Source organism: Nocardia sp. bgisy118, assembly GCF_057708605.1.
Map to the genome: position 1 here is coordinate 192,321 of NZ_JBYISM010000011.1, position 21,733 is coordinate 214,053.

Annotated in this window: 19 protein-coding genes; 16 read left to right on the plus strand and 3 right to left on the minus strand. The window is 71.0% G+C overall.

The annotated features are described in order from the left end of the window. Positions 1 to 278: 278 nt before the first annotated feature. Genes AC3EO7_RS16470 through AC3EO7_RS16485 form a run of 4 tightly spaced genes read left to right on the plus strand, consistent with a single transcriptional unit; the run spans position 279 to position 4,061 of the window. Positions 279 to 1,598 carry a methyltransferase domain-containing protein gene (locus tag AC3EO7_RS16470; RefSeq protein WP_435591650.1) on the plus strand — a complete coding sequence of 440 codons (1,320 nt, stop codon included), beginning with the start codon at positions 279 to 281 and terminating at the stop codon, positions 1,596 to 1,598. Further along, on the plus strand, positions 1,595 to 2,371 hold the full coding sequence (locus tag AC3EO7_RS16475; protein WP_435591651.1) for a glycosyltransferase family protein: 777 nt from the start codon (positions 1,595 to 1,597) through the stop codon (positions 2,369 to 2,371). The genes AC3EO7_RS16470 and AC3EO7_RS16475 overlap by 4 nt, the downstream gene beginning before the upstream one ends. Then, entirely contained in the window at positions 2,368 to 3,018 is a 651-nt protein-coding gene (locus AC3EO7_RS16480) for a PIG-L deacetylase family protein (RefSeq protein ID WP_431970398.1), read from the plus strand. Before AC3EO7_RS16475 ends, AC3EO7_RS16480 begins: the two co-directional genes overlap by 4 nt. Positions 3,019 to 3,020: 2 nt before the next feature. Next, the gene (locus AC3EO7_RS16485; RefSeq protein WP_431970399.1) at positions 3,021 to 4,061 is read left to right on the plus strand and encodes an NAD-dependent epimerase/dehydratase family protein; all 1,041 of its coding nucleotides are present in this window, start codon (positions 3,021 to 3,023) and stop codon (positions 4,059 to 4,061) included. Between the two features lie 25 nt (positions 4,062 to 4,086). On the opposite strand, the gene rfbC is transcribed toward AC3EO7_RS16485, so the two are convergent. Continuing rightward, on the minus strand, positions 4,087 to 4,659 hold the full coding sequence (rfbC, locus tag AC3EO7_RS16490; RefSeq protein ID WP_431970400.1) for a dTDP-4-dehydrorhamnose 3,5-epimerase: 573 nt from the start codon (positions 4,657 to 4,659) through the stop codon (positions 4,087 to 4,089). A gap of 34 nt (positions 4,660 to 4,693) precedes the next feature. Between rfbC and AC3EO7_RS16495 the strand changes: the two genes are divergently transcribed. Further along, positions 4,694 to 5,833: a class I SAM-dependent methyltransferase gene (locus tag AC3EO7_RS16495; RefSeq protein WP_435591652.1), complete on the plus strand. Its 1,140-nt coding sequence runs from the start codon at positions 4,694 to 4,696 to the stop codon at positions 5,831 to 5,833. Positions 5,834 to 5,894: 61 nt separating this feature from the next. Then, positions 5,895 to 6,533, plus strand: coding sequence for an MspA family porin (locus AC3EO7_RS16500; protein WP_431970403.1), 639 nt, complete (start codon positions 5,895 to 5,897; stop codon positions 6,531 to 6,533). A gap of 21 nt (positions 6,534 to 6,554) precedes the next feature. On the opposite strand, the gene AC3EO7_RS16505 is transcribed toward AC3EO7_RS16500, so the two are convergent. Together AC3EO7_RS16505 and AC3EO7_RS16510 are read right to left on the minus strand one after the other, a co-directional pair. Then, positions 6,555 to 7,391: a glycosyltransferase family 2 protein gene (locus tag AC3EO7_RS16505; RefSeq protein ID WP_435591653.1), complete on the minus strand. Its 837-nt coding sequence runs from the start codon at positions 7,389 to 7,391 to the stop codon at positions 6,555 to 6,557. Between the two features lie 9 nt (positions 7,392 to 7,400). Next, positions 7,401 to 8,726, minus strand: coding sequence for a polysaccharide pyruvyl transferase family protein (locus AC3EO7_RS16510; RefSeq protein ID WP_435591654.1), 1,326 nt, complete (start codon positions 8,724 to 8,726; stop codon positions 7,401 to 7,403). A gap of 248 nt (positions 8,727 to 8,974) precedes the next feature. On the opposite strand from AC3EO7_RS16510, the gene AC3EO7_RS16515 reads away from it, so the two are divergent. From AC3EO7_RS16515 to AC3EO7_RS16560, 10 genes are all read left to right on the plus strand, one after another. Next, positions 8,975 to 10,051: a glycosyltransferase family 4 protein gene (locus AC3EO7_RS16515; RefSeq protein WP_435591655.1), complete on the plus strand. Its 1,077-nt coding sequence runs from the start codon at positions 8,975 to 8,977 to the stop codon at positions 10,049 to 10,051. Then, on the plus strand, positions 10,048 to 11,202 hold the full coding sequence (locus tag AC3EO7_RS16520; RefSeq protein WP_435591656.1) for a glycosyltransferase family 4 protein: 1,155 nt from the start codon (positions 10,048 to 10,050) through the stop codon (positions 11,200 to 11,202). The genes AC3EO7_RS16515 and AC3EO7_RS16520 overlap by 4 nt, the downstream gene beginning before the upstream one ends. After that, positions 11,195 to 12,586 carry a lipopolysaccharide biosynthesis protein gene (locus AC3EO7_RS16525; RefSeq protein WP_431970408.1) on the plus strand — a complete coding sequence of 464 codons (1,392 nt, stop codon included), beginning with the start codon at positions 11,195 to 11,197 and terminating at the stop codon, positions 12,584 to 12,586. The genes AC3EO7_RS16520 and AC3EO7_RS16525 overlap by 8 nt, the downstream gene beginning before the upstream one ends. After that, positions 12,583 to 13,596 (plus strand): CgeB family protein, encoded by a 1,014-nt coding sequence (locus AC3EO7_RS16530; RefSeq protein WP_431970409.1) that lies wholly within the window; start codon positions 12,583 to 12,585, stop codon positions 13,594 to 13,596. Before AC3EO7_RS16525 ends, AC3EO7_RS16530 begins: the two co-directional genes overlap by 4 nt. 73 nt (positions 13,597 to 13,669) lie before the next feature. Continuing rightward, a complete protein-coding gene (locus AC3EO7_RS16535; protein ID WP_431970410.1) occupies positions 13,670 to 15,016 on the plus strand; it encodes a hypothetical protein in 1,347 nt (448 codons plus the stop codon). A gap of 19 nt (positions 15,017 to 15,035) precedes the next feature. Further along, on the plus strand, positions 15,036 to 16,316 hold the full coding sequence (locus AC3EO7_RS16540) for a Wzz/FepE/Etk N-terminal domain-containing protein (protein ID WP_431970411.1): 1,281 nt from the start codon (positions 15,036 to 15,038) through the stop codon (positions 16,314 to 16,316). Further along, positions 16,313 to 17,671 carry a glycosyl hydrolase family 28-related protein gene (locus AC3EO7_RS16545; protein ID WP_435591657.1) on the plus strand — a complete coding sequence of 453 codons (1,359 nt, stop codon included), beginning with the start codon at positions 16,313 to 16,315 and terminating at the stop codon, positions 17,669 to 17,671. Before AC3EO7_RS16540 ends, AC3EO7_RS16545 begins: the two co-directional genes overlap by 4 nt. A gap of 4 nt (positions 17,672 to 17,675) precedes the next feature. Beyond that, entirely contained in the window at positions 17,676 to 19,025 is a 1,350-nt protein-coding gene (locus AC3EO7_RS16550) for a GNAT family N-acetyltransferase (RefSeq protein WP_435591658.1), read from the plus strand. A 75-nt stretch (positions 19,026 to 19,100) separates the two neighbouring features. Next, entirely contained in the window at positions 19,101 to 20,480 is a 1,380-nt protein-coding gene (locus AC3EO7_RS16555) for a glutamate-1-semialdehyde 2,1-aminomutase (protein ID WP_431970414.1), read from the plus strand. Beyond that, positions 20,477 to 21,616, plus strand: coding sequence for a glycosyltransferase (locus tag AC3EO7_RS16560; RefSeq protein ID WP_435591659.1), 1,140 nt, complete (start codon positions 20,477 to 20,479; stop codon positions 21,614 to 21,616). Before AC3EO7_RS16555 ends, AC3EO7_RS16560 begins: the two co-directional genes overlap by 4 nt. Positions 21,617 to 21,733: the final 117 nt, after the last annotated feature.

The following is a 21,733-nucleotide window of genomic DNA, read 5'->3' on the forward strand; positions in this document are numbered from 1 at the left end:
AAATCCGGCCCGATCGGAATATTACGGCAGGTAGCGCACTCGAGTTGCTTTCGAATCGAAACGGGCGACCGGGGGGCCGATCGCGTCAACCCCCGATAGCGGACTCGATGCCCGCCCGCGACACGCCGAGAGACGTGTCCGTAAACCGCTATCTCACAGTCGATTTCATCAGCCATACGGGGGCAGTTGGTTGTAACGTCTCACTGGATCGCCTCGCCGCCTGAGGCGTGCCGGCCGCCTGCCGGGCGATCCGATCTCTCAGCAGAAGGTGGGTCTGCATGCGTTGTCGTCTGTGTGATTCCGCGCGCCTTTCGAGCGTGCTCGACCTCGGCGCGACACCGCCGTGCGAGAAATTCCTCGCGGTGGACGAACTAGATCTGCCCGAACCCGCCTATCCGCTCCATCTGCGGTTGTGCGAGGACTGTCTGCTCCTGCAGATTCCGGCCTTGATCACGCCCGAGGACACATTCACCGAATACGCTTATTTCGCTTCGTATTCCGAAAGTTGGGTGCGGCACGCTGAAAGATTCGTTTCGCACGCCGTCGAACGGCTCGGCCTCGGACCCGAATCCTTCGTCGTGGAGGCCGCGAGCAACGACGGCTATCTGCTCAGGCACGTGGTCGCCGCGGGCATCCGCTGCCTCGGCATCGAACCGTCGGTGAACGTCGGCGCGGCTGCCCGCGCACTGGGCGTGCCGACCGAAACCCAGTTCCTGGACGAGGATTCGGCGGCGAAGGTGCGCGCGGTGCACGGCCCTGCGAACCTGGTCGTCGCCAACAACGTCTACGCGCACGTGCCCGACCTGCGCGGCTTCACCCGTGCGCTGCGCGAGCTGATGGCCGACGACGGCTGGCTGACGATCGAGGTACACCACGCGGCGAACCTGGTGCGGCTCGGGCAGTTCGACACCATCTATCACGAGCACTTCCAGTACTACACCGTGTTGTCGGCCCAACGCGCACTCGCCACAGCTGGGCTCACCGTCGTCGACGTGGAACTGCTTGCCACACATGGTGGTTCGATCAGACTGTGGGCTCGGCCCGAGGCGGCGGCAGGCGCGCCCGGTGAACGCGTCGCCGCGGTGCTGCGCGACGAAGCCGCGGCCGGGCTGCACGACCCCGACGGCTACCGGGATCTGGCCCCGCGCGCCGCGCATGTGCGTCAGGAGCTGTTGCGCTATCTGCTCGCCCGGCGCGCCGAAGGCAAAAGGGTGGTCGGCTACGGTGCGCCGGGCAAGGGCAACACCCTGCTCAACTACTGCGGCATCCGCCCCGATCTGCTCGAGTACACCGTCGACCGAAATCCCTACAAGCTCGGCCGTTTCACGCCCGGCACGCGCATCCCGATCCACCCGACCGAACGTATCGATGCCGACCGGCCGGATGTGGTGCTGGTGCTGCCATGGAATCTGGAGACCGAGCTGACCGCGCAATTGCGCCACGTCGCCGACTGGGGCGGCGAGCTCGTCTACCCGCTGCCGACCGTGCATCGCGCCGACCTCACCAGCGCGACCCCAGACGACGACGCGGACCCGTCCACCGCCGCGGCGTCCACCGACAACGACTTCGAACACTTCACGGGGAGGCACGCGCGATGAAAGTTGTGCTGTTCTGCGGCGGCTACGGGATGCGGATGCGCGACAGCTCCGACGACATGATCCCCAAGCCGATGCAGCTGGTCGGTCCGCGACCGCTGCTCTGGCACGTGATGCGCTACTACGCGCACTTCGGCCACAAGGAGTTCATCCTGTGCCTCGGCTACGGCGCCGAGCACATCAAGAACTTCTTCCTCACCTACGAGGAGTCGGTCTCCAACGACTTCGTCATCCGCGAGGGCCGCGTGGAGTTGCTGCGCAGCGATATCAGCGACTGGTCCATCACCTTCGTGGACACCGGCGTGGAATCGGCCATCGGCGAGCGGCTGCGACGCGTACGGCAGTACATCGGCGAGGACGAGGTGTTCCTGGCGAACTACGCCGACGTGCTGACCGACGCGCCGCTGGACGAGATGATCGCCAGGTTCACCGCCTCCGGCGCGGCGGCCTCCATGATGGTCGTGCCGCCCCAATCCTCGTTCCACTGCGTCGATCTCACCCCGACCGGCGAGGTCAAGGACATCATGCCGGTCGCGAGGATGCCGCTGTGGGAGAACGGCGGGTACTTCGTGCTCACCCAGGAGGTGTTCGACCTGCTGCCACCCGACGGCGACCTGGTGGCCGACGCCTGCGGCGCGCTGGCCGGGCAGGGCAGGCTGTTCGGGTACCGGCACCTCGGGTTCTGGAAGCCCGCCGACACGTTCAAGGAGCGCGCCGAACTCGACGCGGGCTACCGCGCGGGCGTGCGGCCGTGGATGGTCTGGGAACCCGCGTGATCCCTCTGATCGTCGCGCCCGTCGCCGAAATCGCGGTGCTCGGCGCGCACTGCGACGACATCGCGATCGGCATGGGCGCCACGCTGCTCACCCTCGCGCGCCGCCGTCCCGGCCTGCGGGTGCGCGCGCTGGTCCTGTCCGGCGGCGGCACCGAACGCGAGGCCGAGGAGCGCGCCGCGCTCGCCGATTTCTGTCCCGGCGCGGCGCTCGCGCTCACCGTCCTCGACATCCCGGACGGTCGCGCGCCCGCGCACTGGGACCGAATCAAGAACGCGCTGGCGGACTTTCGCGCTGGCTGTGCGCCGGATCTGGTGTTCGCGCCGCAGCGCGGCGACGCCCACCAGGATCACCGGCTGCTCGCGGAGCTGACGCCCACCGAGTTCCGCGACCACCTGGTGCTCGGCTACGAGATCCTCAAGTGGGAGACCGATACGCCCCGCCCCACCGTCTTCCAGCCGGTCGCCGTCGATCTCGCCGAGGAGAAGGCGCGGCTGCTGCACAAGCACTACCCCTCCCAGACCGGGCGCGACTGGTTCGACGAGGCCGCGTTCACCGGCCTGTCCCGGCTGCGCGGCGTACAGAGCCGCAGCGGGCACGCGGAGGCATTCGTATTGGACAAGGCCGTCGTCGAGCTGGGAGGCAACTGAACATGCGGGTACTGCTCACCGGACACCAGGGTTATCTCGGCACCGTCATGGCGACGGTGCTACGCGCCGCGGGCCACGACGTGGCCGGACTGGACTCCGGGTTCTTCGCCGACTGCGTGCTCGGCGCGCTGCCGGGTGATCCGCCGGGCTCGTCGGTCGACCTGCGTGACGTGTCGGCCGAGCAGCTGACCGGATTCGACGCGGTGGTGCATCTGGCGGCCCTGTCCAACGATCCGCTGGGCGCGCTGGCGCCCGAGATCACCTACGACATCAACCATCACGCGTCGGTGCGGCTGGCCCGGTTGGCGAAAGCGGCAGGCGTGCGCCGGTTCCTGTACGCCTCGACCTGCTCGGTGTACGGCGCCGCGGGCGAGGACCTCGTGACCGAGGACGCCCCGCTGCGCCCGATCACCCCGTACGCGGAGAGCAAGGTGCGCGTCGAGGACGATGTCGCGGCGCTCGCCGACTCCGGCTTCTCGCCCGTATTCCTGCGCAATGCCACGGCTTTCGGCTTCTCGCCGCGACTTCGGGCCGACATCGTGCTGAACAATCTCGTCGGCTACGCCGTGCTCACCGGCGAGGTGAAGGTGCTCTCCGACGGCACGCCGTGGCGGCCGCTGGTGCACGCGCGTGACATCGCCGCCGCGTTCGCGACCTGCCTCACCGCGCCGATCGACGCGATCCACACGCGCGCGTTCAACATCGGCACCGAGGAGAACAATCTGACGGTCGCCGAGATCGCCGAGGCCGTGGTAGCCGCTGTGCCCGGCTCCCGGCTGCTCGTCACCGGGGAGAACGGCGCCGATCCGCGCTCCTATCGCGTCGATTTCTCCGCCGCGCGCGATGCCATCGGATTTCGCGCCGAGTGGACCGTGCCCGCGGGCGCGACCGAGCTGTACCGCGAGTACACCGCGAGGGGGCTGACCAGTGCCGACTTCTTCCACCGTTTCACGCGACTGCCGCACCTGCGCAAGCTGTGCGACTCCGGGGTGCTCGACGCCTCGCTGCGCCGGATCGGGACAGCGGCCGCCGCGCAGACTTGATCGGACGCGCCGCAGGGTCGTCGGCTCAGCGCGCCGCGGGACGCTGCCAGACGGCGCGCAGCAGCTGTTCCCAGCTGCTCGCTGCCGCGTCGCGCGCCGAGACCTCGGTCACCGCGAGGGGCCAGGCGATGCCGAGGTCGGGGTCGTCGTAGGCGACGCCGATGTCCTCGGCCGGGTCGTGCGGCCGATCGATGCGGTAGCAGACGTCGGCCGTCGCGGTGAGGGCCTGGAATCCGTGCAGGAAGCCCGGCGGCACGTACAGGTGGTGGAAGTCCTTGTCGTCCAGCCGAAATGCCTGCTGCGCGCCGAAGGTGGGCGAGCTGGGCCGGATGTCGACGAGCACGTCGTGCACCGCGCCGTGCGCGCAGCGGACCAGCTTGGCCTCGCCGCGCCCGGAGCGGCCGTGCATGCCGCGAATCACGCCGCGCGCGGAACGGGATTGAGAGTCCTGGACGAACGCGGCCGCGGCGCCCGGCGCGCCGAGCCGCTCGTCGAAGGCCTCGGCGTCGAAGGTCCGGGTGAAGAAGCCCCGAGCGTCGTGGAACGGCTGCGGAACGAGCAGCAGGACGTCGGCGAGCTCGGTCTGCTCGATACGCACGGGGTCATCGTGCCATGAGAGAGGGGAATCCGGCATGAGTTCCGAGCCGGGGAATCTCTGCCGCGGCTGCGCGAGTGCGGCGCTGCGCCCGATACTCGATCTCGGGAAAGTTCCTGCGGCCGACCATTTTCCGAGTGCGCAGAGCCCGATCGATCCCGACGAGGCCGGACATCCGCTGCGCATGGACTACTGCGCCGCGTGCGGACTCGCCCAGCTCGCCGAGGACGACACCGTCACCGCGGAACCGAGGGGCGTGGAGCCGCGGGCGCTGCGCGATCAGGCGGCCGACGCGGTCGCCGCGGTGGCGGCGGCCGGGCTGCTGACCGGACACACCGCGCGCGAATTCGGCAGCCCGCACGGCGGCACCTGGCTACCGCTGCTCGCCGCGCGCGGCTTCACCGAGACCGTGGCCCCGGCAGACATGGTGCTGGACTGCTTCGGGATCATGCACGAGCCCGATCAGCGGGCCGCGTTCCGGCGGCGCGCGGCCGCGACCGCGCCGCACGGCGCACTGCTTGTCCAGTACCACTCGCTGGCCACCATCGTGTCGGCCTGCCAATGGAACGCGTTGCGCCACGGGCACTTCGCCTACTACTCGCTGACCGCGCTGCGGGGACTGCTGCACGAGGTCGGCATGAGCGCGACGCACGCCTGGACCTTCGACCTCTACGGCGGGACCGTGCTGCTGCGCGCGGTGCACGGCGCGGCGGCACCGCACGATTCGGTCCGCACCGTGCTCGACAGCGAAGCGCCCCACGTCGATCCGGGCGCGCTGCCCGCGCTCCAGCGCACTGTCGACCGGCACGCGAGCGCGTTGCGCCGATGGCTGGAGGACCGGGCCGAGCGCGGATTTCGCGTCTACGGATACGGCGCCGCGTCGCGGGCGGTCGCCCTGTTCAGCCTGGCCGGGGCGCACCGCGGCCTGATCGCCGGGGTGGCCGACGCCTCCCCCGCCAAGCAGGGGCGGCGGATGCCGGGAACCGACATCCCGATCGTCTCCCCGCGCGAACTCGTCACGGCGCGACCGGATCTCGTGCTCCTGACGCTACCCGATCTGCTGGCCGAGGTGCGCGCGGCCTACCCGGAACTCGACGGCCGCTGGGTGGTCGACGGGCCGTCCGGACCGCGGGAAGGAGGCACCGGGACAGCGATCGTTACCCGCGCCCCAACGTGATTCGTTGTCGCAGGGCCGCGTTCATTCCGTATGACAAGTATTCACGCAGCGAAGGATTTTGATGATCAACCTCAACCTGCCTCCTCGTCGGGGCGTCCGCGCCGTCGCGCTCGCCTCCGTCCTGGCGGCCGGGCTGGTCTTCGGGAACGGTTCCGCCGCGGCGGTAATCGACAGCAGCAATACCGTCGTGGACCGCCAGGACCGCGCGGTGGAAGCCATCCAGGCCGACACCCGCATCGATTTCGTACCCCCGCTGGACGGCAACCCGCTCACCAGGGAGTGGTTCCACCACGGGGAGGCGGCTTTCAAGGTCTCCGGTCCGCACGCCGAGGACTGGAAGGGCCGGATCACCATCGGCTATCAGGTCGGGTTTCCCGCCACGCTGAACGGCAAGATCCGCTTCGAGTATTCGACACCGGGCCTCGGCGTCGATCTCGGCGGCGGTGACGGCGCGTTGCTCAAGATCGACGGCTTGATCCCTCGGCTCGGTCTCCAGCTGGAGGTCGGTTTCGGGCCGGGTATCCAGACGATCGAATGCGCGAGCGGCGAGATCTCCGGCACGTCGGGCTTCATTCGCATGTCGGGCTTCCACGGCACCGTCACCGGCGTTGTCGGGCCGACCAATATTCGCCCGTTCGTGATGATCGTCGGCGCGAACGGCGACACGGTGATCACCTACGGCAGGCTCTGGACCATCTGAGCCCGCCGCAGGCCGCCCGGATCAGACCAGCAGATCCGGGCGGTTCCGCACGGTCGCCAGCGTCCGCACGCGCAGCCGGTGCAGCGCCGCCTTCGCCAGCCTGGTGTCCCCGGCCAGCACGTCCCCGCGGTGCACCAGTTCGGGATAGTCCTGCGCGATCCGGTGGTGGAATCGGTACATCTCCGTCAGCTTGCTCACCGTCGAGGACCGGCTGCACAGGTTGAACGACGAATTGCGCCAGGCGGCAAGGATCTCCGTCATCCCGAAGAACGCGCCGAACGAACCGACCCTGGCGAACAGATCGACGTCCATCGGAAACACCAGATCGCCGCGCAGTCCGCCGACCTTGTCGTAGTGCTCGCGGTAGAACATCGCCGCCGCGGTCGGTCCGAAGTCGGCGGGCCCGCGTCGCACGATGGTGCGCGCCAGCACGCGCGGGGTCTGCCTGCCGAGCAGTCCCGCGAGGCCGAGCCCGGACTCCATGACCTCCCCCGCTTCGTCGATCACCTCGAACCGGCTCGACGAGATGGCGATCGAGCGGTCCGCCATCACCGCCAGCTGCGCGGCCAGCGCGCCGGGCCGCAGCACGTCGTCGGCGCAGACGACCTTGACCAGCGTGCCGGTCGAGGCGGTGATGACCTTGTCCCAGTTCCGGCCGATCGGTAGCACGGTGTCGTTGCACAGCACCCGCACCCGGGGATCGTCGACGGAGCGCGCCACCTCCCCCGTGTCGTCGGTGCTGGCGTTGTCCAGCACGACCAGTTCGAAGTCCTCGTCCTGTGCGAGTACCGAATCCAGCGTGGCGGCCAGCGTCCGCCCCGAGTTGTACGCCGGAACACACACCGACAGCGATGCCATGTCAGCCCCCTAGCCGTCGACCCGGGCGACCGGGCCGTTCTCCACCAGCCTGAACACCCGCTCCAGGCCCGCCCTGCTTGCTTCGATCTGCTCGACGGCCTTCTGCTGCAACGGATCACGCAGCTCGGGAGCGGCTGCCCACTGCTCGTCGATGGCCTCGCGCAGCGCCGTGTCCAGGTCGGGGTCGTCCAAGTGCACCACCCGCAGTCCGGCGCCGAACATGCCGGCCAGACCGTGGAATTTGTCGTCGTAATACTCCGAGGCGGTGATGCCGACCGCCGGAATGCCTTGAGACAGCGCGAAAACCGCCAGGTGGTAGGCGCTGGTCACCAGCACGCGGCAGCGGGCGACCTGCCTGGCCACGTCCTGCGGGCTGCCGCCGCGTCCGACCGGCGACCTGCGCCGGACCGCACCCGTCAGCAGCGGCAGCGTCGAGCGGCGGTCCTCGGAGGCGTACTCGGAAATGATCAGCGGCATCAGTCCCGCGTCCAGCGCCGCGGCGCGGTCACGGACCACCCGGCCCAGCGTCTCCCGCGCCGCCGCGCCGACCGGCGCGTACTCCGCGACCCGCAGGCACAGGCCGAGGTCGGCGCCGATGCGGGCGTCGCGCAGCCGGTAACCGAATTCCACCGCGTCGTCGCCGGTGACCATCGTCTGTTCCGGCGCGACGCCGAGCCGCGCCAGCAGTTCCGGTCCGCGCCTGCGCTCGCGCAGCGCGACGAAGTCCACTCCCGACAGCACCTCGGCGGCGCGATCGAGCAGGCCCCGATCGCGCAGCGGGCCTAGACCCTGGCCGACGAGCGCGGTCGGAATGCCTTGGGAACGCGCCTTTTCCAGGAGATCGAGGGTGCGGTGCGCCTGGTACTTGTCGACGTCGGTCATGTACCCGCCGCCGAGGGCGAGCACCAGCGAGGCCTCGGCCACCGCCGCGGGGACCTCCGCCCGCGGCTCGGGCGCTTCGGGCTCGGCGACGGCGGTCGCGGCCTCGGCGCGCAGCGCGCGGACCCGGTCCTTGGGTCCGTCGGTGGCCGCACGCCAGCGCAGCGCGGCAGGTCCGATCAATTTCTTTGCGGCCGTGCGGGATACCCGGCCCATCCAGCCGCTGGAACCCCAGGACCAGTCGGGTCCGCTGATGGGTTCCGCCTCGGGAAGCAGCGCGCGCAGCACCGCGGGCTGGTGAGTGAGCACCCCGATGCGCGCGTGCGGCCAGCGAGCGCGCAACCGTTCGACGGTGGTGACCATCATGGCGATGTCACCGCGATTGCGCAGCCAGTACTCACCGTTCTCCACGAGCACGCGAATATCGCGCTCGGCAAGGGTGACTCGCTCGGGCACAGAACTACCGATCCCCACTGTGTCAGTCCTCCCGCTGGTCCCCCGCGGGTCGGCTCGTGCCGAGCACGAACTCGCTGTGCAATCTACCCCACGCCACCCGCCACGGCCAGCGTTCACGATGCCACGCCGAGGACGCCTCCGTGTCCTAGACTGTTGCGCGGGAAGCGAGTTCGGCCGGACGATGCGCGCGACCGGTGCAGGGAGTAGGGGGCCGTGTGACGGCAGGGACGGGGTCACTGCGTGTGCACATGACCGGGTCCGAATGGTTCACCGCGGAGCCGGGTGGACTCAACCGATACTTCACCGAGCTGTTCCACGCGCTCGCCCGCAGACCGGAGGTCGCGGTGTCGGCGGCAGCTTGGGGCGCGACCGGTGACGACGATCCGCCCGGAGCCCGATCCTGGGGCGCGACAGGGGGTTCCACCGTGCGGCGCGCCCGCGTCGCGTTCCTGGATCGAGCAGCGCTGCGTCGCGCCGCCGTGCTGGATCGTCACTTCTGCCTCTACGGGCCCGCTGCGATCGGCGGGCGGGGGCGGCTGCCGCTGGTGGTGCATTTCCACGGCCCTTGGGCGGCGGAGAGCAGGCTCACCGGGCAGCGTGAGCTCGCGGCCAAGGCGAAGTACCTGATCGAACGACTGCGTTACGCGGGCGCGGACCGATTCGTGGTGCTGTCCAACCATTTTCGCGAGGTGCTCGGCGCGGACTACCGGATACCCGAGGAGCGGATCGCGGTGATCCCGCCGGGGGTCGACCTGTCCCGTTTCCGTGCCGCCCCGCCGCCCGCGGACGCGCCGACCCGCACCGTCCTGTGCGTGCGCAGGCTGGAACGCCGCATGGGCATCGATACGCTGCTGCGCTGCTGGCCCGGTGTGGTGGCCGAGCGTCCGGACGCGCGCCTGGTGATCGTCGGAACCGGCACGGCGGAAAGGGAATTGCGCACCATGGCCGCCGGGGCGGGCCTCGGCGACTCCATCGTGTTCGCCGGGCACGTGGCCGACGAGCGGCTCGCCGAACTGTACGAACAGGCCGCGCTCACGGTCGTGCCGACCACCGCGCTCGAGGGTTTCGGACTGATCGCGCTGGAGTCCCTCGCCGCGGGCCGGGCGCCGATCGTCACCGACTGCGGCGGGCTTCCGGATTCGGTTCGCGGGCTCGATCCTTCGCTGATCGTCCCGGCGGGCGCGGCCGACGAGCTGGGCGCGCGCATCACCGCCGCGCTGCACGGCGCGGTGCCGACCCCCGAGCGCTGCCGTGCGCATGCGGAAACCTTCTCGTGGGACGTCACCGCGCAGCGCCACGTGGCGATGTACCGGACGATCACATGACGATCCGGGCGGTGTTCCTCGCGCACACGGCGGTTCCCTCCGGCGCCGAACTGGCCACCCTGCGACTGGTGTCCGCGCTGCGCGCCGAGCGGCTCGCCGAGGTCGCCGTGATCTACACGGAGGACGGTCCGATGGTCGAGCGGACGCGGGCGCGCGACGTCGACGCGCGCGTGGTCCGCGGCGCGTTCGACAGCCGCGCCATGACGATCGGGTCCGGGCCGCTGCGGCTGCTGGCGGGCGCGCTCGCGCTGCTGCGCCTGGGCTGGACCCTCGGCGCGCACCCGGCGATCGGGCAGGCCGACGTGCTGGTCGCCGAGAGCACCAAGGCGCTGGCGATGGGCGCGGTGGCGGCCCGGCGCGCGGGCATACCCCTGGTCTGGCAGGTGCACGACCGGATCGCGGCCGACTACTTCGGGCGGCTGCCCGCGCTCGTCGTCGGCCTGCTCGGGCGGGCTGTGGCACAGGGCTTTCTGGCCAACAGCCGAACCACGCTGGCCACGCTGCGCACCGGCCGGCGCCCGGCCGAAGTCGCCTATCCCGGAGTCGAACTCGGTGCCGCACCGGACCGCGCCGCCCAGCGCGACCCCGCCGAGACGGTGGTCGCCGTATTGGGGCGGCTCGCCCCGTGGAAGGGACAGGACGTGCTGTTGCGCGCGGTGGCCGCGACGAGGATCCGGCCGCGCCGGGTGCTGCTGATCGGCGGCGCCTTCTTCGACGAGGAACCCTTCGCCACCGAATTGGACCGGCTCGCAGCGGATCTCGCGCTCCCCGTGACCCGCACCGGTCACGTCGACGACCCGCGCCCGTACCTGTGCGACGCCGACATCCTGGTGCACTGCTCGGTGCTGCCCGAACCGTTCGGTCAGGTCGTCGTCGAAGGCATGCACGCGGGCTGCGCCGTGATCGCCTCCGGCCCCGGCGGTCCCGAAGAGATCGTGCGCACGGGCGCCGACGGTCTGCTGGTGCCCGGCGGGGACGAATCGGCGCTCACCGCCGCGCTCGACACCCTCATCGGCGATCCGGACCTGCGCACGCGCCTGGCCGCGGCGGGGCGCGGGCGCGCCGCGGATTTCGACGTCGCCGTCACCGCCCGATCCGTCGCCGCCTTCCTCGGCCGGATCGTCCAGCGCCGGGGCGCCGCCCATGTCTGAGGCGCGGTATGCCGCGGACCACGCCGGTGCGGGCGGCGCGCATCGCAGGGACGACGAGGCGCGCGGGCCGTCCGGCGGCGGCGCGCACCGCTCGCAGGGGTTGCTCGCGGTGCTGCGCGATATCGGGTACGTCAGCTTCGGCAAGTACGGCCAGTACGTCATCACGGTGGTGACGGTGCCGCTCATCGCGCGCGTACTCGGCACGCACGGACTCGGCCTGCTCGCGATCGGCATGGCCGCCTATTACCTCGGCTCGCTGCTGGTGGACCTCGGCATCACGTCGTTTCTCGCCGCGCGGGTGCACGACACCGCCGAAGACCGCGAGGACCGGCGCGGCTACGTCAACCAGCTGCGCGGCGACTACCTCGCCATCCGCGCCACCGGCCTCGCGGTGCTCGGCGCCGTGCTGGCCGCCGGCCTGGCGGTCGGCGTTCCGGAACAGGCGGACATGATCCTGCTCGGCCTTGTCGCCGGCGGATTCTCGTCGACATCGGAGGACTGGCTGCTGATCGGGCAGGGCCGGTTCGGCACCTCGACCGCGTATCAGGCGGTGGGCCGGATCGGGTATCTGATTCTGCTCGTGGTGCTGCTGCCCCGGCTGCCGCACGCGTACGTCGCGCTGCTCTGCCTGCTCGTGTCCTCGGTACCGACCGTGACGCTGACCTGGTGGGACGCGCTGCGCACCTACGGCAGGCCCGCGCGGCCGCGACTGGTGCGGTCCGTACTGCGCACCGGCGCACCGGTACTCACCTCGCGGTTGCTGATCACGTCGTACGGTCAGGGCGCGCCGGCGGTCTACGCCGCGGTGCTCGACGCGGCGGCGCTCGGGCTGTACTCCGCGGGCGATCGGCTGGTGCGGGCGATCCAATCGATGCTCGACCCTATCGGCTTCGCGCTGCTGCCGCGCATGGCCCGCCGCAGCGCCGACCACCGCTTCTGGCGGCACGCGCTGCAAGCGCTCGCGGCGGCAGTGTGCGTGGCGACGGTGGCGGCCGCGGCGGTGTGGCTGGCCGCGCCCGTGCTCGTCCACCTCGTGTTCGGCGACAAGTTCACCGGAGCCATCGGGCTGTTGCGCGTCGAGGTGCTGATATTGCCCGCCACCACGGTCACCTCGTTCGTCACCACCGCGGTGCTTCCGGTGCGGCAGGACACCACCGGCGTGCTGATCGGCGCGGTGCTCGGCACCTGTGTGGCCGCCGCGGCGCTGGCCATCGCGTTCCGCACACACTCGGTGTGGACGCTGGTGTACGGCTCGGTGGTCGTCGAATGCACCGTTGCCGCCTGGTATCTCGCGCGCGTGCGCAGGCTGATCGTGCGCGAGCGAACCCCGGCGGCGAGCTCCGATCCGGCCGTGGTGATGATGCGCGAGGAGGGCGGCGCTTGAGGATCCTCTATGTCGGCGACGATTGGATCGGCAGCAATGCCCGCTCACTGGCCGACGGCTTCCGCCAAGCCGGGCACGAGGTGCTCGTCGTCGACTCCACGCCCGTGACGCTGCCCGCGCGGCTGTCCCCGCCGTGGCTCTACGCCAAGGCGGCGCGGCGGCGCGCGCCCTGGGCCGTCGAGCGGCTGCACACCGAGATCGACAGCGCGGCAGCGGCTTTCCGCCCGGATCTGCTGTTCGCGTTCAAGTCGGTGCACCTGGACCAGCGGCGGCTGCTGGCCACACCCGCGGCCCGCCGCGTGCACTACAGCCCCGACGACGTCGCCAATCCGGAGAACATCACCCCCGATTACCTGGCGCACGAACCGGACTGGGATCTGGTGGTGACCACCAAGCGGCACAACGTCGCCGAGCTGCACGAGCGCGGCGCCCGCGCGGTCGCTTTCGTGCGCAGCGCCTACGACCCGGCCTGGCATCACCGCGCGGCGCGGCGCGGCCGACGTGAATTCCTGGCCGGTTTCGTCGGCGTGTGCCGTCCGGACCGCCGCGCCGACCTCGTCGCATTGGCGCGAAAGTACGGCGAGCGCATGTTGATTCGCGGACCGGGCTGGCGACGAGTGCCCGAATTGCGGTCGACGGGGGCGGTGGTGGCGGGACCGGTATACGGGCAACACTATTCGGCGGTGATCGCCACGGTCACCGCCAACCTGGTGTTGCTCAACTCCGACAACCGCGACACCCACACCTGCCGCACCTTCGAAGTGCCCGCGGCGGGCGGGCTCTTCGTCGGCGAGCGCACCGACGAGCACGCCGAACTGCTGCGCGACACGGCCGAGTGCTTCCTGTTCACCGACACCGCCGAACTGCACGAGATCCTCGACTGGTGCGCGGCCAACCCGGAGCGGGCCGCCGCCGTCGCCGACGCCGGGCACCGCAGGATCGTCGAAGGCGGCCACCGCTACGTCGACCGGGCGCGGGAGATCCTCGCCGCGCTGGAGGCTCAGGTATGAACGAGCGCAGCGAGCGAACAATGTGCCAGCCCGCCGGAGGCATGCCGGAGCCGAGCGCCAGCGAGGCTCGGGCATGAATCCGGTCGCCGAACTCGCCGCCGTCGCGGGGGCGCTGCTCACCCTGGTCGTCGCGGCCGCGTGGATTCCCGGTGTGGTGCGGGTTTTCGTGATCGCCCAGGCGGCGTTCTGGTCGCTGTCCTACATCGCGCGGCCGCTGGTGTTGCTCGCGGTGCGGCCGCAACCGCACTACGGCGACAACGTGCCCGACCCGCGACTGGCCGAGCTCGGCTACGACCGCGGCATCGCTCTCGTTCTCGACCACGTCGTGTTCGGACTGTGGGTGTACGCCGCGCTGGTGGTGGCCTACGCGGTGTGGGCCCGCAACCGTCCGCCTGCCGCGCCCGCCTTGGCAGGCGACCCGGATCTGATACCCACGCTGGTCACCATGTACGCGCTCGGCCTGCTCGGTCGCGCCGCCGCGGTGGCCACCGGCGCGGTCGGCAACGCAGGCGATGTCACCAGCGCCAACCCGATCCTGAGTTTCGTCTCGATCCTCGCCACGGTGGCGTCGCTCGGTCTCATCGTCTTCGCGCGCCCGGCGCGACCCGAGACCGCCGCCCTCGTCGTCGGCGCGCTGCTGGCCGGGGAGCTGGCCTGGACCGCGGTGGTGGAATCGAAGACGCCGATCATGGGCGCGGCGATGGCCGTCGCGATCCGCTTCGCCCTCTCCGGGTGGACGCGGGCCAAGGCGTTCGGCGTCGCCGGGATCGGTGTGCTCGGCATCGGCGGGTTCGGCTGGCTGCAATCGTTCAAGACCACCGAGCTCGCCAAAGCCGAAGCGGCGCTGATCGATTCGGACTACCCGACGGGCATGCGTCCCTTTCTGAGCATCCTGCGCCGGTTCGACCTGCTCGAGGCCGCCACCGACGCCTACCTGCACGGTCCCGGCTACTGGCTGACGCCGGGCGAGGTACTGAACAACGCGGTCCTCAGTCTCGTGCCCGCCCAACTGCTCGGCACCCAGAAGTTCCAGTCCGGCACCGCGTGGGCGCAGGACGTGCGCGGCGCCTCGGTCGACATGAGCAAGGTCTCGGTCTCGCTGGCCGAGGGAAATCTCAACGAGGGCTATGTGCTCGGCGGCTACACGGGCGTACTCGTCTGCGCGCTGTTCACCTTCGCGCTGCTGCTCGCCTGGGCGCGGGCGCTGTCCTCGCGGCTGTTTCCCGTCGTGGTGCTCGGCCTCGCGATCACCGGCTCCTCCGCGCTGTTCGAACGCGGAATCCTCGGCAGCATGGAGAACCTCGGCAAGTTTCTGCAGGCCGCCGTGCTGGCCTGGTTCATCCACGCGGTGGTCACCGAGGTGCGGCGCCGCACCCGGCACGCGCCACCGCAGGTCGTCGTTTCACCCGTCGTAGCGTAGGGAAAAGAGGTTCCTGGCAATGGGATTGACCGAATACTGGCGGATCGCGCGCCGACGCTGGCTCGTCATCGCCGGGGTGGCACTGGTGTGCCTCGCGGCGTCGGCGGTCTATCTGCGCGGCCAGCCGACCACCTATTCGGCCTCCAGCAGCATGTACGTGTCGATGGCGACCGGCACCTCGGTGAACGACTCCTATCAGGGCGGGTTGGCGGCTCAGCAGCGGGTGCGGTCGTACCTGGACCTGGCGACCAGCGTCACGGTGGCGGAACGGGTCATCGACGATCTGAGCATCGACATGTCCGCCGACGAACTGCGCGGCAAGATCACCGCCACCTCGCCGCCCGCCACCACCCTCATCGTCATCTCGGTCAGCGACGGCAACGCCCAGCGGGCGCGCGATCTCACCAACACCGTCGTCGCGCACTTCCGCAGGCTCATCGACGAATTGGAGACCATCGAACGCGACGCCGCGCCCGCCGCCCGCGTCGCGGTGGTGGACCGGGCGGAGCTGCCCACGTCACCCTCCGGACCGCAGTCCGGGCGCGTTCTGGCGCTGGGTCTGCTGGCCGGGCTCGCGCTCGGCGCGCTCGCCGCGTTCCTGCGCGATCGCACCGACCGCACGCTGCGCACGTCCAACGATCTCGAGGCGCTGCTGCCGGTGCCGATCTTCGGCATCATCGACGAGGGCAGGCCCGGCGCGGCCGACGAGACGCGCAGGATGCGCACCCGGCTGCTGCGCGAAGGGCACACGCACGCCATCCAAGTGACCAGCCTTTCCCCCCGTTCCGAACCGGAAGTCGCACTGGCACTGGCGAAATCGTTCGCCGACACCGGACGCTCGGTGGTGCTCGTCGACGCCGACACCTCCGGCCGTGGCGGATCGGAGCGATTCGCGACCGGACATGGGCAGGGGCTGGCCGCTGTGCTGCGGGGCGCGCCCGCCGCCGAGGCGCTGACCGGATGGCCGGAGACGGGCCTCACCGTGCTCCCCCTCGGCGACACCGACCTGCAAACGGCGGATCTGCTCGCGTCCGAACGGTTCGCGGGCGTGCTGGCCGAGCTGCGCGCGGATTTCGAGCACGTCGTCGTGCAGACCGCCCCGGTCGCCGCGGCCGCGGACGCCATCACGGTGGCGCCGCTGTGCGAGCGGACGCTCGGCGTGGTCGAACTCGGCGCGACCACGGCACCCCAATTGCGTGGCGCGCTCGCCACATTCGGCTCCGAGCGGCTCACCGGCGCGGTAGCGTACAGCAGGCCGGGCAACCGCTTGCAGCGGCTCGTGGGAAGGCTGCGGAGATGACCGACGACGGCCTCGGCCGACGACGATTACTTGCCGCGTCGCTGGGCGCCGCGGTGTCGGTGCCGCTCGTCGCGGCCTGCGCCGATCCTGAGACGCCCGGCATCGGATTCCGTTCCCCGCACGTCACCGACGCGCCCGCGGCGCGCAACGTGCGCGATTTCGGCGCGATCGGCGACGGGGTGGCCGACGACACCGCGGCCATCGCCGCCGCGGCCGCGGTGCAAGGCATGCCGCTGGTCCTCTATCTGCCCGCGGGCCGCTACCGGGTGACGGCCTGGCCGCCGATGGCGGACTACGCCACCGTCCTCGGCGACGGCGGCGACGTCTCGCTGATCGTGTGCGAGACCGACACCACGCTGATCTCGCTGCGCCAACGCAATCGGGTCCGGTTCGCGCGGCTGGGCATCTACGTCTCCGGGCCGCGCGCGACCGCCGTCGAGCTGTCCGAGTGCTTTCGCTGCTCGTTCGACTCGGTGGTGATCCGCGGCAACCATCTCAGCGGCAACCACCCGCGTTTTCTCGAGCAGCGCGGCGTGGTGCTCGAGGACAACACCGGCGGCACCTCCTTCGTCAACTGCGACATCAACAATTTCGGTTTCGGCATCGTCACGTCGTGCATCCAGAACTACGTCACCTCCTCCAAGCTGACCAGCAACTACGTGGGTGTGCTCGGCACCGGCAACGATCACAACGCCGGACTCGCGCTCAGCAACGTCGAATTCGTCTCCGACAGCGATCCGCGCACCACCGCGCGGCACATCGATGTCGACGGCGCGGCCAACGACTGGTGGCTGACCAATGTCTGGTTCGAGGGCGCCGCCACCGCGCTGGCGATCGGGCGGCGTGAGCGCGGCGGGCCCGCGCAGTTCGGCATGGTCAACTGCAAGGTCGCGGCGCGTGAGGTCTGTCTCGAGCTGGCCTACTGCCGCCAGCCCTATCTGGCCAACGTGCAGTTCGACAAAGATCTCGACAGGCATCCCATCGAGGTGCGGGTGGATCGCACCGGCTGTCCCGAAGGCACCGCGGTGAACCTGATCTCCAGCGCCTCCGACGATCTCGAGCCTGGGCTGTTCCCGGACGGCTGGACCGTGATCAGCCGCGACAGCCTGCACACGCCCCGATTCGACGGCACCCTCGTCGGCCGGGCAGGCCGCAGCGACGCCGACATCTTCCAGGCGCAGACCAGTGATGGGACCGTCCGCTCGGCGGTGCTCTCCAACGGCGCGTGGCTGTCCGACCATCCCGACGCGGGCGTCGTGCTCAAGGACGCCGCGGGCGGCTATTGGCGATTGTCGGTGGCCACCGACGGCGCGCTACGGACGAAGTCCCTCGGCCGCCAGCGACCCAAGGAGTGATCCCGTGTCCGACAAGCAGCCATCGCTGTCGCGCATCCGGCTCGGTCCGGTGGTCCTGCACGGCGCCACCGTGGTGCTCCGCCCGCCCCGGATCGCCGATCACGGGCAGTGGCGCCGGATCCGGTTGCGCGATCGGAGCCAGATCGAACCGTTCTGGTCGAGCTCCCCGCTGGAGTGGCACGAACGGCACACCGCGAGACTGTGGGTGCGCGAATGCCTGGCGGTACGCGAGGAGTCGCGCGCCGGGCGGCGGGTGGCGATGGTGATCGAGGTGGACGGCCGTTTCGCCGGACAGGTCGAGCTGATCTCGATCGACACCGGAACGGGCAGTGCGGAACTCGGCGTCTGGGTGGACTCGGAGGTGGCCCGGCACGGCATCGGCGGTCTGGCGGTGGCGATGGTGCTCGACTTCGGTTTCGGGCCGGTCGGATTGCAGCGCATCACCGCACCGATCTCACCCGCCAACGTCGCGACCGCGAGCGGAGCCGTCCGGCTCGGGTTCCAGCGCGAGGCCATGATGACCCGCTACTTCGACGCAGGGGGCGCCCGGCGCGATCACGAACTGTGGGCGCTCACCGCCGCCATGGTCCCGCCGGGTGGCTTCGCCGCCGCCTGGGTGCGCGGGCACCGCGCCGACCGTTCGGCGCCGAGGCCCCTGCCGCCGACCGCCGAGCGCACCGGCCCACCCATCGACACGGGCACCGTGATCGCCGCCGCGGCACGGCATTACGCGGGACGCGTGCTGCACCTGATGGATCCGCTGCGCGCCCCGCGCGTGCCGTCGCTCAGCGACCGGGACCAGCCGCGCGTCGTCCTGCGCAAGCGGCGGCTCGCGGACGGCCGGCAGTGGCGTGCGGCCCGGCTGCGGGCCAGGGCGGCACTGGACCCGAATGCCGAAGCGCCGCATTCGACGTGGGCGGACGCGCACACCCGGGGGCACTGGCTCCGCGAGGTGCTGCGGTCCAGACCCGGGCTGCGTTCGACGGCGGGCCTGGTGCTCGCCATCGAAGTGGACGGCGCCTACGCGGGCGAGTGCCGCCTGTTCGATCTGGACATGTTCGATCGCAACGCGCGCATGTTCGTCTGGACCGATCCCGCGCTCGGCGGCGACACGGACCGGGTGCGCACCGCCGCCACTCGGCTGCTCGTCGCCTACGCCTTCGACGCGCTGGGGCTGTGCCGCATCGCCACCGCGATCGAACCGCAGGACCGCGACGCAGCGGCCGTCGCCGCCCGGATCGGCATGGTGCGGGAGGGCAGGATGAGCCGGTTCGTCGGGGCCACCGGCCGCCGCGCCGACCACGATCTGTGGGCGGTCACGGTTCCGGACGACACGGCGTCGCCCCGGACGTAGAGTTGTGCGCAGAATCCTTCGCGCGCAACCACTTTCACTGTGCGCGCGATCGCACGGGGAAGCCAGGAGATCGGTATGGAGCACCGCACGGCTGAGGAACCGGCCCCGCGACATCGCGGGTTCACGCGCAGCAACGAACTCCAGGCGCGCCTGCACGACCTGGTGCCGGGCGGCGCGCACACCTACGCACGCGGCCCCGACCAGTACCCGGAGTCCATGGCGCCGATCCTGGTGCGCGGCAGCGGCTGCCGGGTCTGGGACGCCGACGGCAACTGCTACATCGAATACGGCATGGGCCTGCGCTCGGTCACCCTCGGCCACGGCTACCGTCCGGTGCTGGACGCGGTGGCGGCCGCGATCGCCGACGGCGTCAGCTTCAGCCGTCCCACCGAGCTGGAACTGCTTGCCGCACAGGACTTCCTGGATCTGGTCCCCGGCGCCGACATGGTGAAGTTCGCCAAGAACGGCTCCGATGCCACCACCGCGGCCGTCCGGCTGGCTCGCGCCGTCACGGGGCGCACCGTGATCGCGGTCTGCGACCAGCCGTTCTTCTCGGTGGACGACTGGTTCATCGGCACCACGCCGATGGCCAGCGGCATTCCCGCCGCCGCGGTGGCCGAGACGATGCGGTTCCGCTACAACGATCTCCCCTCGCTCGCCGCGGTCCTGGAGACCGAGGCCGTCGCCGCGGTGGTGATGGAGGCGGCCACCGCCCTCGCCGAACCGGACCCCGGCTTCCTGGAAGGCGTGCGCGAACTCTGCGACCGGCACCGCACCCTGCTCGTCTTCGACGAGATGATCACCGGATTCCGCTGGTCGGCGGGCGGCGCGCAGGCGGTGTACGGCGTGCGGCCCGACCTGTCCTGCTGGGGCAAGGCCATGGGCAACGGTTTTCCCATCTCCGCACTGGCGGGCAGGCGCGAGCTGATGGAGCTGGGCGGCCTGCGCACCGACCGGGAGCGGGTGTTCCTGCTCTCCACCACGCACGGCCCGGAATCGTCGTCGCTGGCGGCCTTCCGCGCGGTGGTGCGCGAGTACGCGACCGGCGATCCCGTCGCCCGTATGGAACACGCGGGGCGGCTGCTCGCCGACGGGGTGAACGCCGTCGCCGCCGAACTCGGCATCGCCGAACACCTCGAGGTGCTCGGCAGGCCCTCGTGCCTGATCTTCGCCACCCGCGACGCCGACGGCGAGCCGTCGCAGGCCTTCCGCACGCTGTTCCTCCAGGAACTGCTCGAGCGCGGTGTACTGGGCCAGTCCTTCGTCACCTCCGCGGCGCACACCGAAGACGAGGTGGCGCAGACGATCTCGGCCTGCCGTGAGGCGGCGATCGTCTATCGCAAGGCGATCGAGCAGGGCAGCGTCGACGGACTGCTGCACGGCAGGCCCGTCGCCCCCGCACTGCGCAAACACGCCGAACCGCGCCGGATCGACACCGGGCAGGCGGGCGCGTGACCGAGCCTCCCGCGCCGCGAACCGTCACCGCACCGCGTATCGCGATCGTCCACGAACGCTTCACCGAATACGGCGGCTCCGAGGCGGTGGTCGCCGAGCTGCACGAAACCTGGCCCGGCTCCGAGGTTTTCGCCCCGATCGTCGATCCGGAGGGCATCCGTCCGCCGCTGAGCCGCGTGCACGACACCTGGCTCAGCCGCGTCCACGCGGCCACCGGGCGGCGCTCGCACGCCCCGCTGTTGCCGCTGGCGCCGCGCGCACTGCGCGGCCTGCCGCTCGACGGACGGTTCGACGCCGTCGTCATCAGCCACCACGCCTTCGCCACCCAGGCCGCGTTCGCGACCGAGGCGCCGACCATCGCCTATGTGCACAGCCCGGCTCGCTGGGCCTGGGAGCCCGGCTTCCGCGCCCAGGAGGCGGGCGGGCCCGCGGGCCGGTTCGCTCTCACGGCTCTCGGCGCGCTGGCCCGCCGGTGTGAGACGCGCGCCGCGCCGCGCCTGACGCACGTCATCGCCAACTCGCATGCCGTCGCCGACCGCGTCCGCGAGTGGTGGGGGCGGCCCGCCACGGTGATCAATCCGCCGGTGGACATCCACCGCTTCACCCCCGATCCCGCGGTGGCGCGCGAGGACTTCTTCCTCTTCGCGGGCAGGCTCGTGCCGTACAAGCGGCCCGACCTGGCGATCCGCGCCGCACGGCGGGCGGGCTGCCGCCTGGTGATCGTCGGCGGCGGACGCTTCCGCGCACACCTCGACACGCTCGCGGGGCCCGAGACCACCTTCCTCGGCCCGGTCTCGGACGAGGTCTTGCAGGACATGTACCGGCGTTGCCGCGCGCTGCTCATGCCCGGCATCGAGGATTTCGGCATCATCCCGGTCGAGGCGATGGCCTGCGGCGCGCCCGTGCTCGCCGTCGGACTCGGCGGCGCGCTGGACACCGTCCGGCCCGGCGTCACGGGCGGCTACGTCGAACCGGGTCCCGACGACGCGGTGACCGCCGCCCTCGCCGCGGCCATGACGGATTTCGACCCGGCCGCCTACGATCCCGCCGAAATTCGCGCGCACGCCACCACATTCGCCCCGGCGGCGTTCCGCGCTCGGATAGCCGACGCCGTCGCGAGCATTCTGGTCAATTGACCAAGTGAGCCGGACGGTTGCCCGAAAGGAACCGCCACACCGGGTAACTAGAAAGACCTGTAACACATACCGTTTGACCTGGGGTGACGGTGAGCATTCCCACACGGCGGTCGACGC

What these genes read in the sequence shown, in the direction of transcription:
- AC3EO7_RS16470 (WP_435591650.1), top strand. Translation starts at nt 279, where the DNA reads ATGCGTTGTCGTCTGTGTGATTCCGCGCGCCTTTCGAGCGTGCTCGAC.
- AC3EO7_RS16475 (WP_435591651.1), top strand. Translation starts at nt 1,595, where the DNA reads ATGAAAGTTGTGCTGTTCTGCGGCGGCTACGGGATGCGGATGCGCGAC.
- AC3EO7_RS16485 (WP_431970399.1), top strand. Translation starts at nt 3,021, where the DNA reads ATGCGGGTACTGCTCACCGGACACCAGGGTTATCTCGGCACCGTCATG.
- AC3EO7_RS16495 (WP_435591652.1), top strand. Translation starts at nt 4,694, where the DNA reads ATGAGTTCCGAGCCGGGGAATCTCTGCCGCGGCTGCGCGAGTGCGGCG.
- AC3EO7_RS16500 (WP_431970403.1), top strand. Translation starts at nt 5,895, where the DNA reads ATGATCAACCTCAACCTGCCTCCTCGTCGGGGCGTCCGCGCCGTCGCG.
- AC3EO7_RS16505 (WP_435591653.1), bottom strand. Translation starts at nt 7,391, where the DNA reads ATGGCATCGCTGTCGGTGTGTGTTCCGGCGTACAACTCGGGGCGGACG.
- AC3EO7_RS16515 (WP_435591655.1), top strand. Translation starts at nt 8,975, where the DNA reads ATGACCGGGTCCGAATGGTTCACCGCGGAGCCGGGTGGACTCAACCGA.
- AC3EO7_RS16520 (WP_435591656.1), top strand. Translation starts at nt 10,048, where the DNA reads ATGACGATCCGGGCGGTGTTCCTCGCGCACACGGCGGTTCCCTCCGGC.
- AC3EO7_RS16525 (WP_431970408.1), top strand. Translation starts at nt 11,195, where the DNA reads ATGTCTGAGGCGCGGTATGCCGCGGACCACGCCGGTGCGGGCGGCGCG.
- AC3EO7_RS16535 (WP_431970410.1), top strand. Translation starts at nt 13,670, where the DNA reads ATGAATCCGGTCGCCGAACTCGCCGCCGTCGCGGGGGCGCTGCTCACC.
- AC3EO7_RS16540 (WP_431970411.1), top strand. Translation starts at nt 15,036, where the DNA reads ATGGGATTGACCGAATACTGGCGGATCGCGCGCCGACGCTGGCTCGTC.
- AC3EO7_RS16545 (WP_435591657.1), top strand. Translation starts at nt 16,313, where the DNA reads ATGACCGACGACGGCCTCGGCCGACGACGATTACTTGCCGCGTCGCTG.
- AC3EO7_RS16555 (WP_431970414.1), top strand. Translation starts at nt 19,101, where the DNA reads ATGGAGCACCGCACGGCTGAGGAACCGGCCCCGCGACATCGCGGGTTC.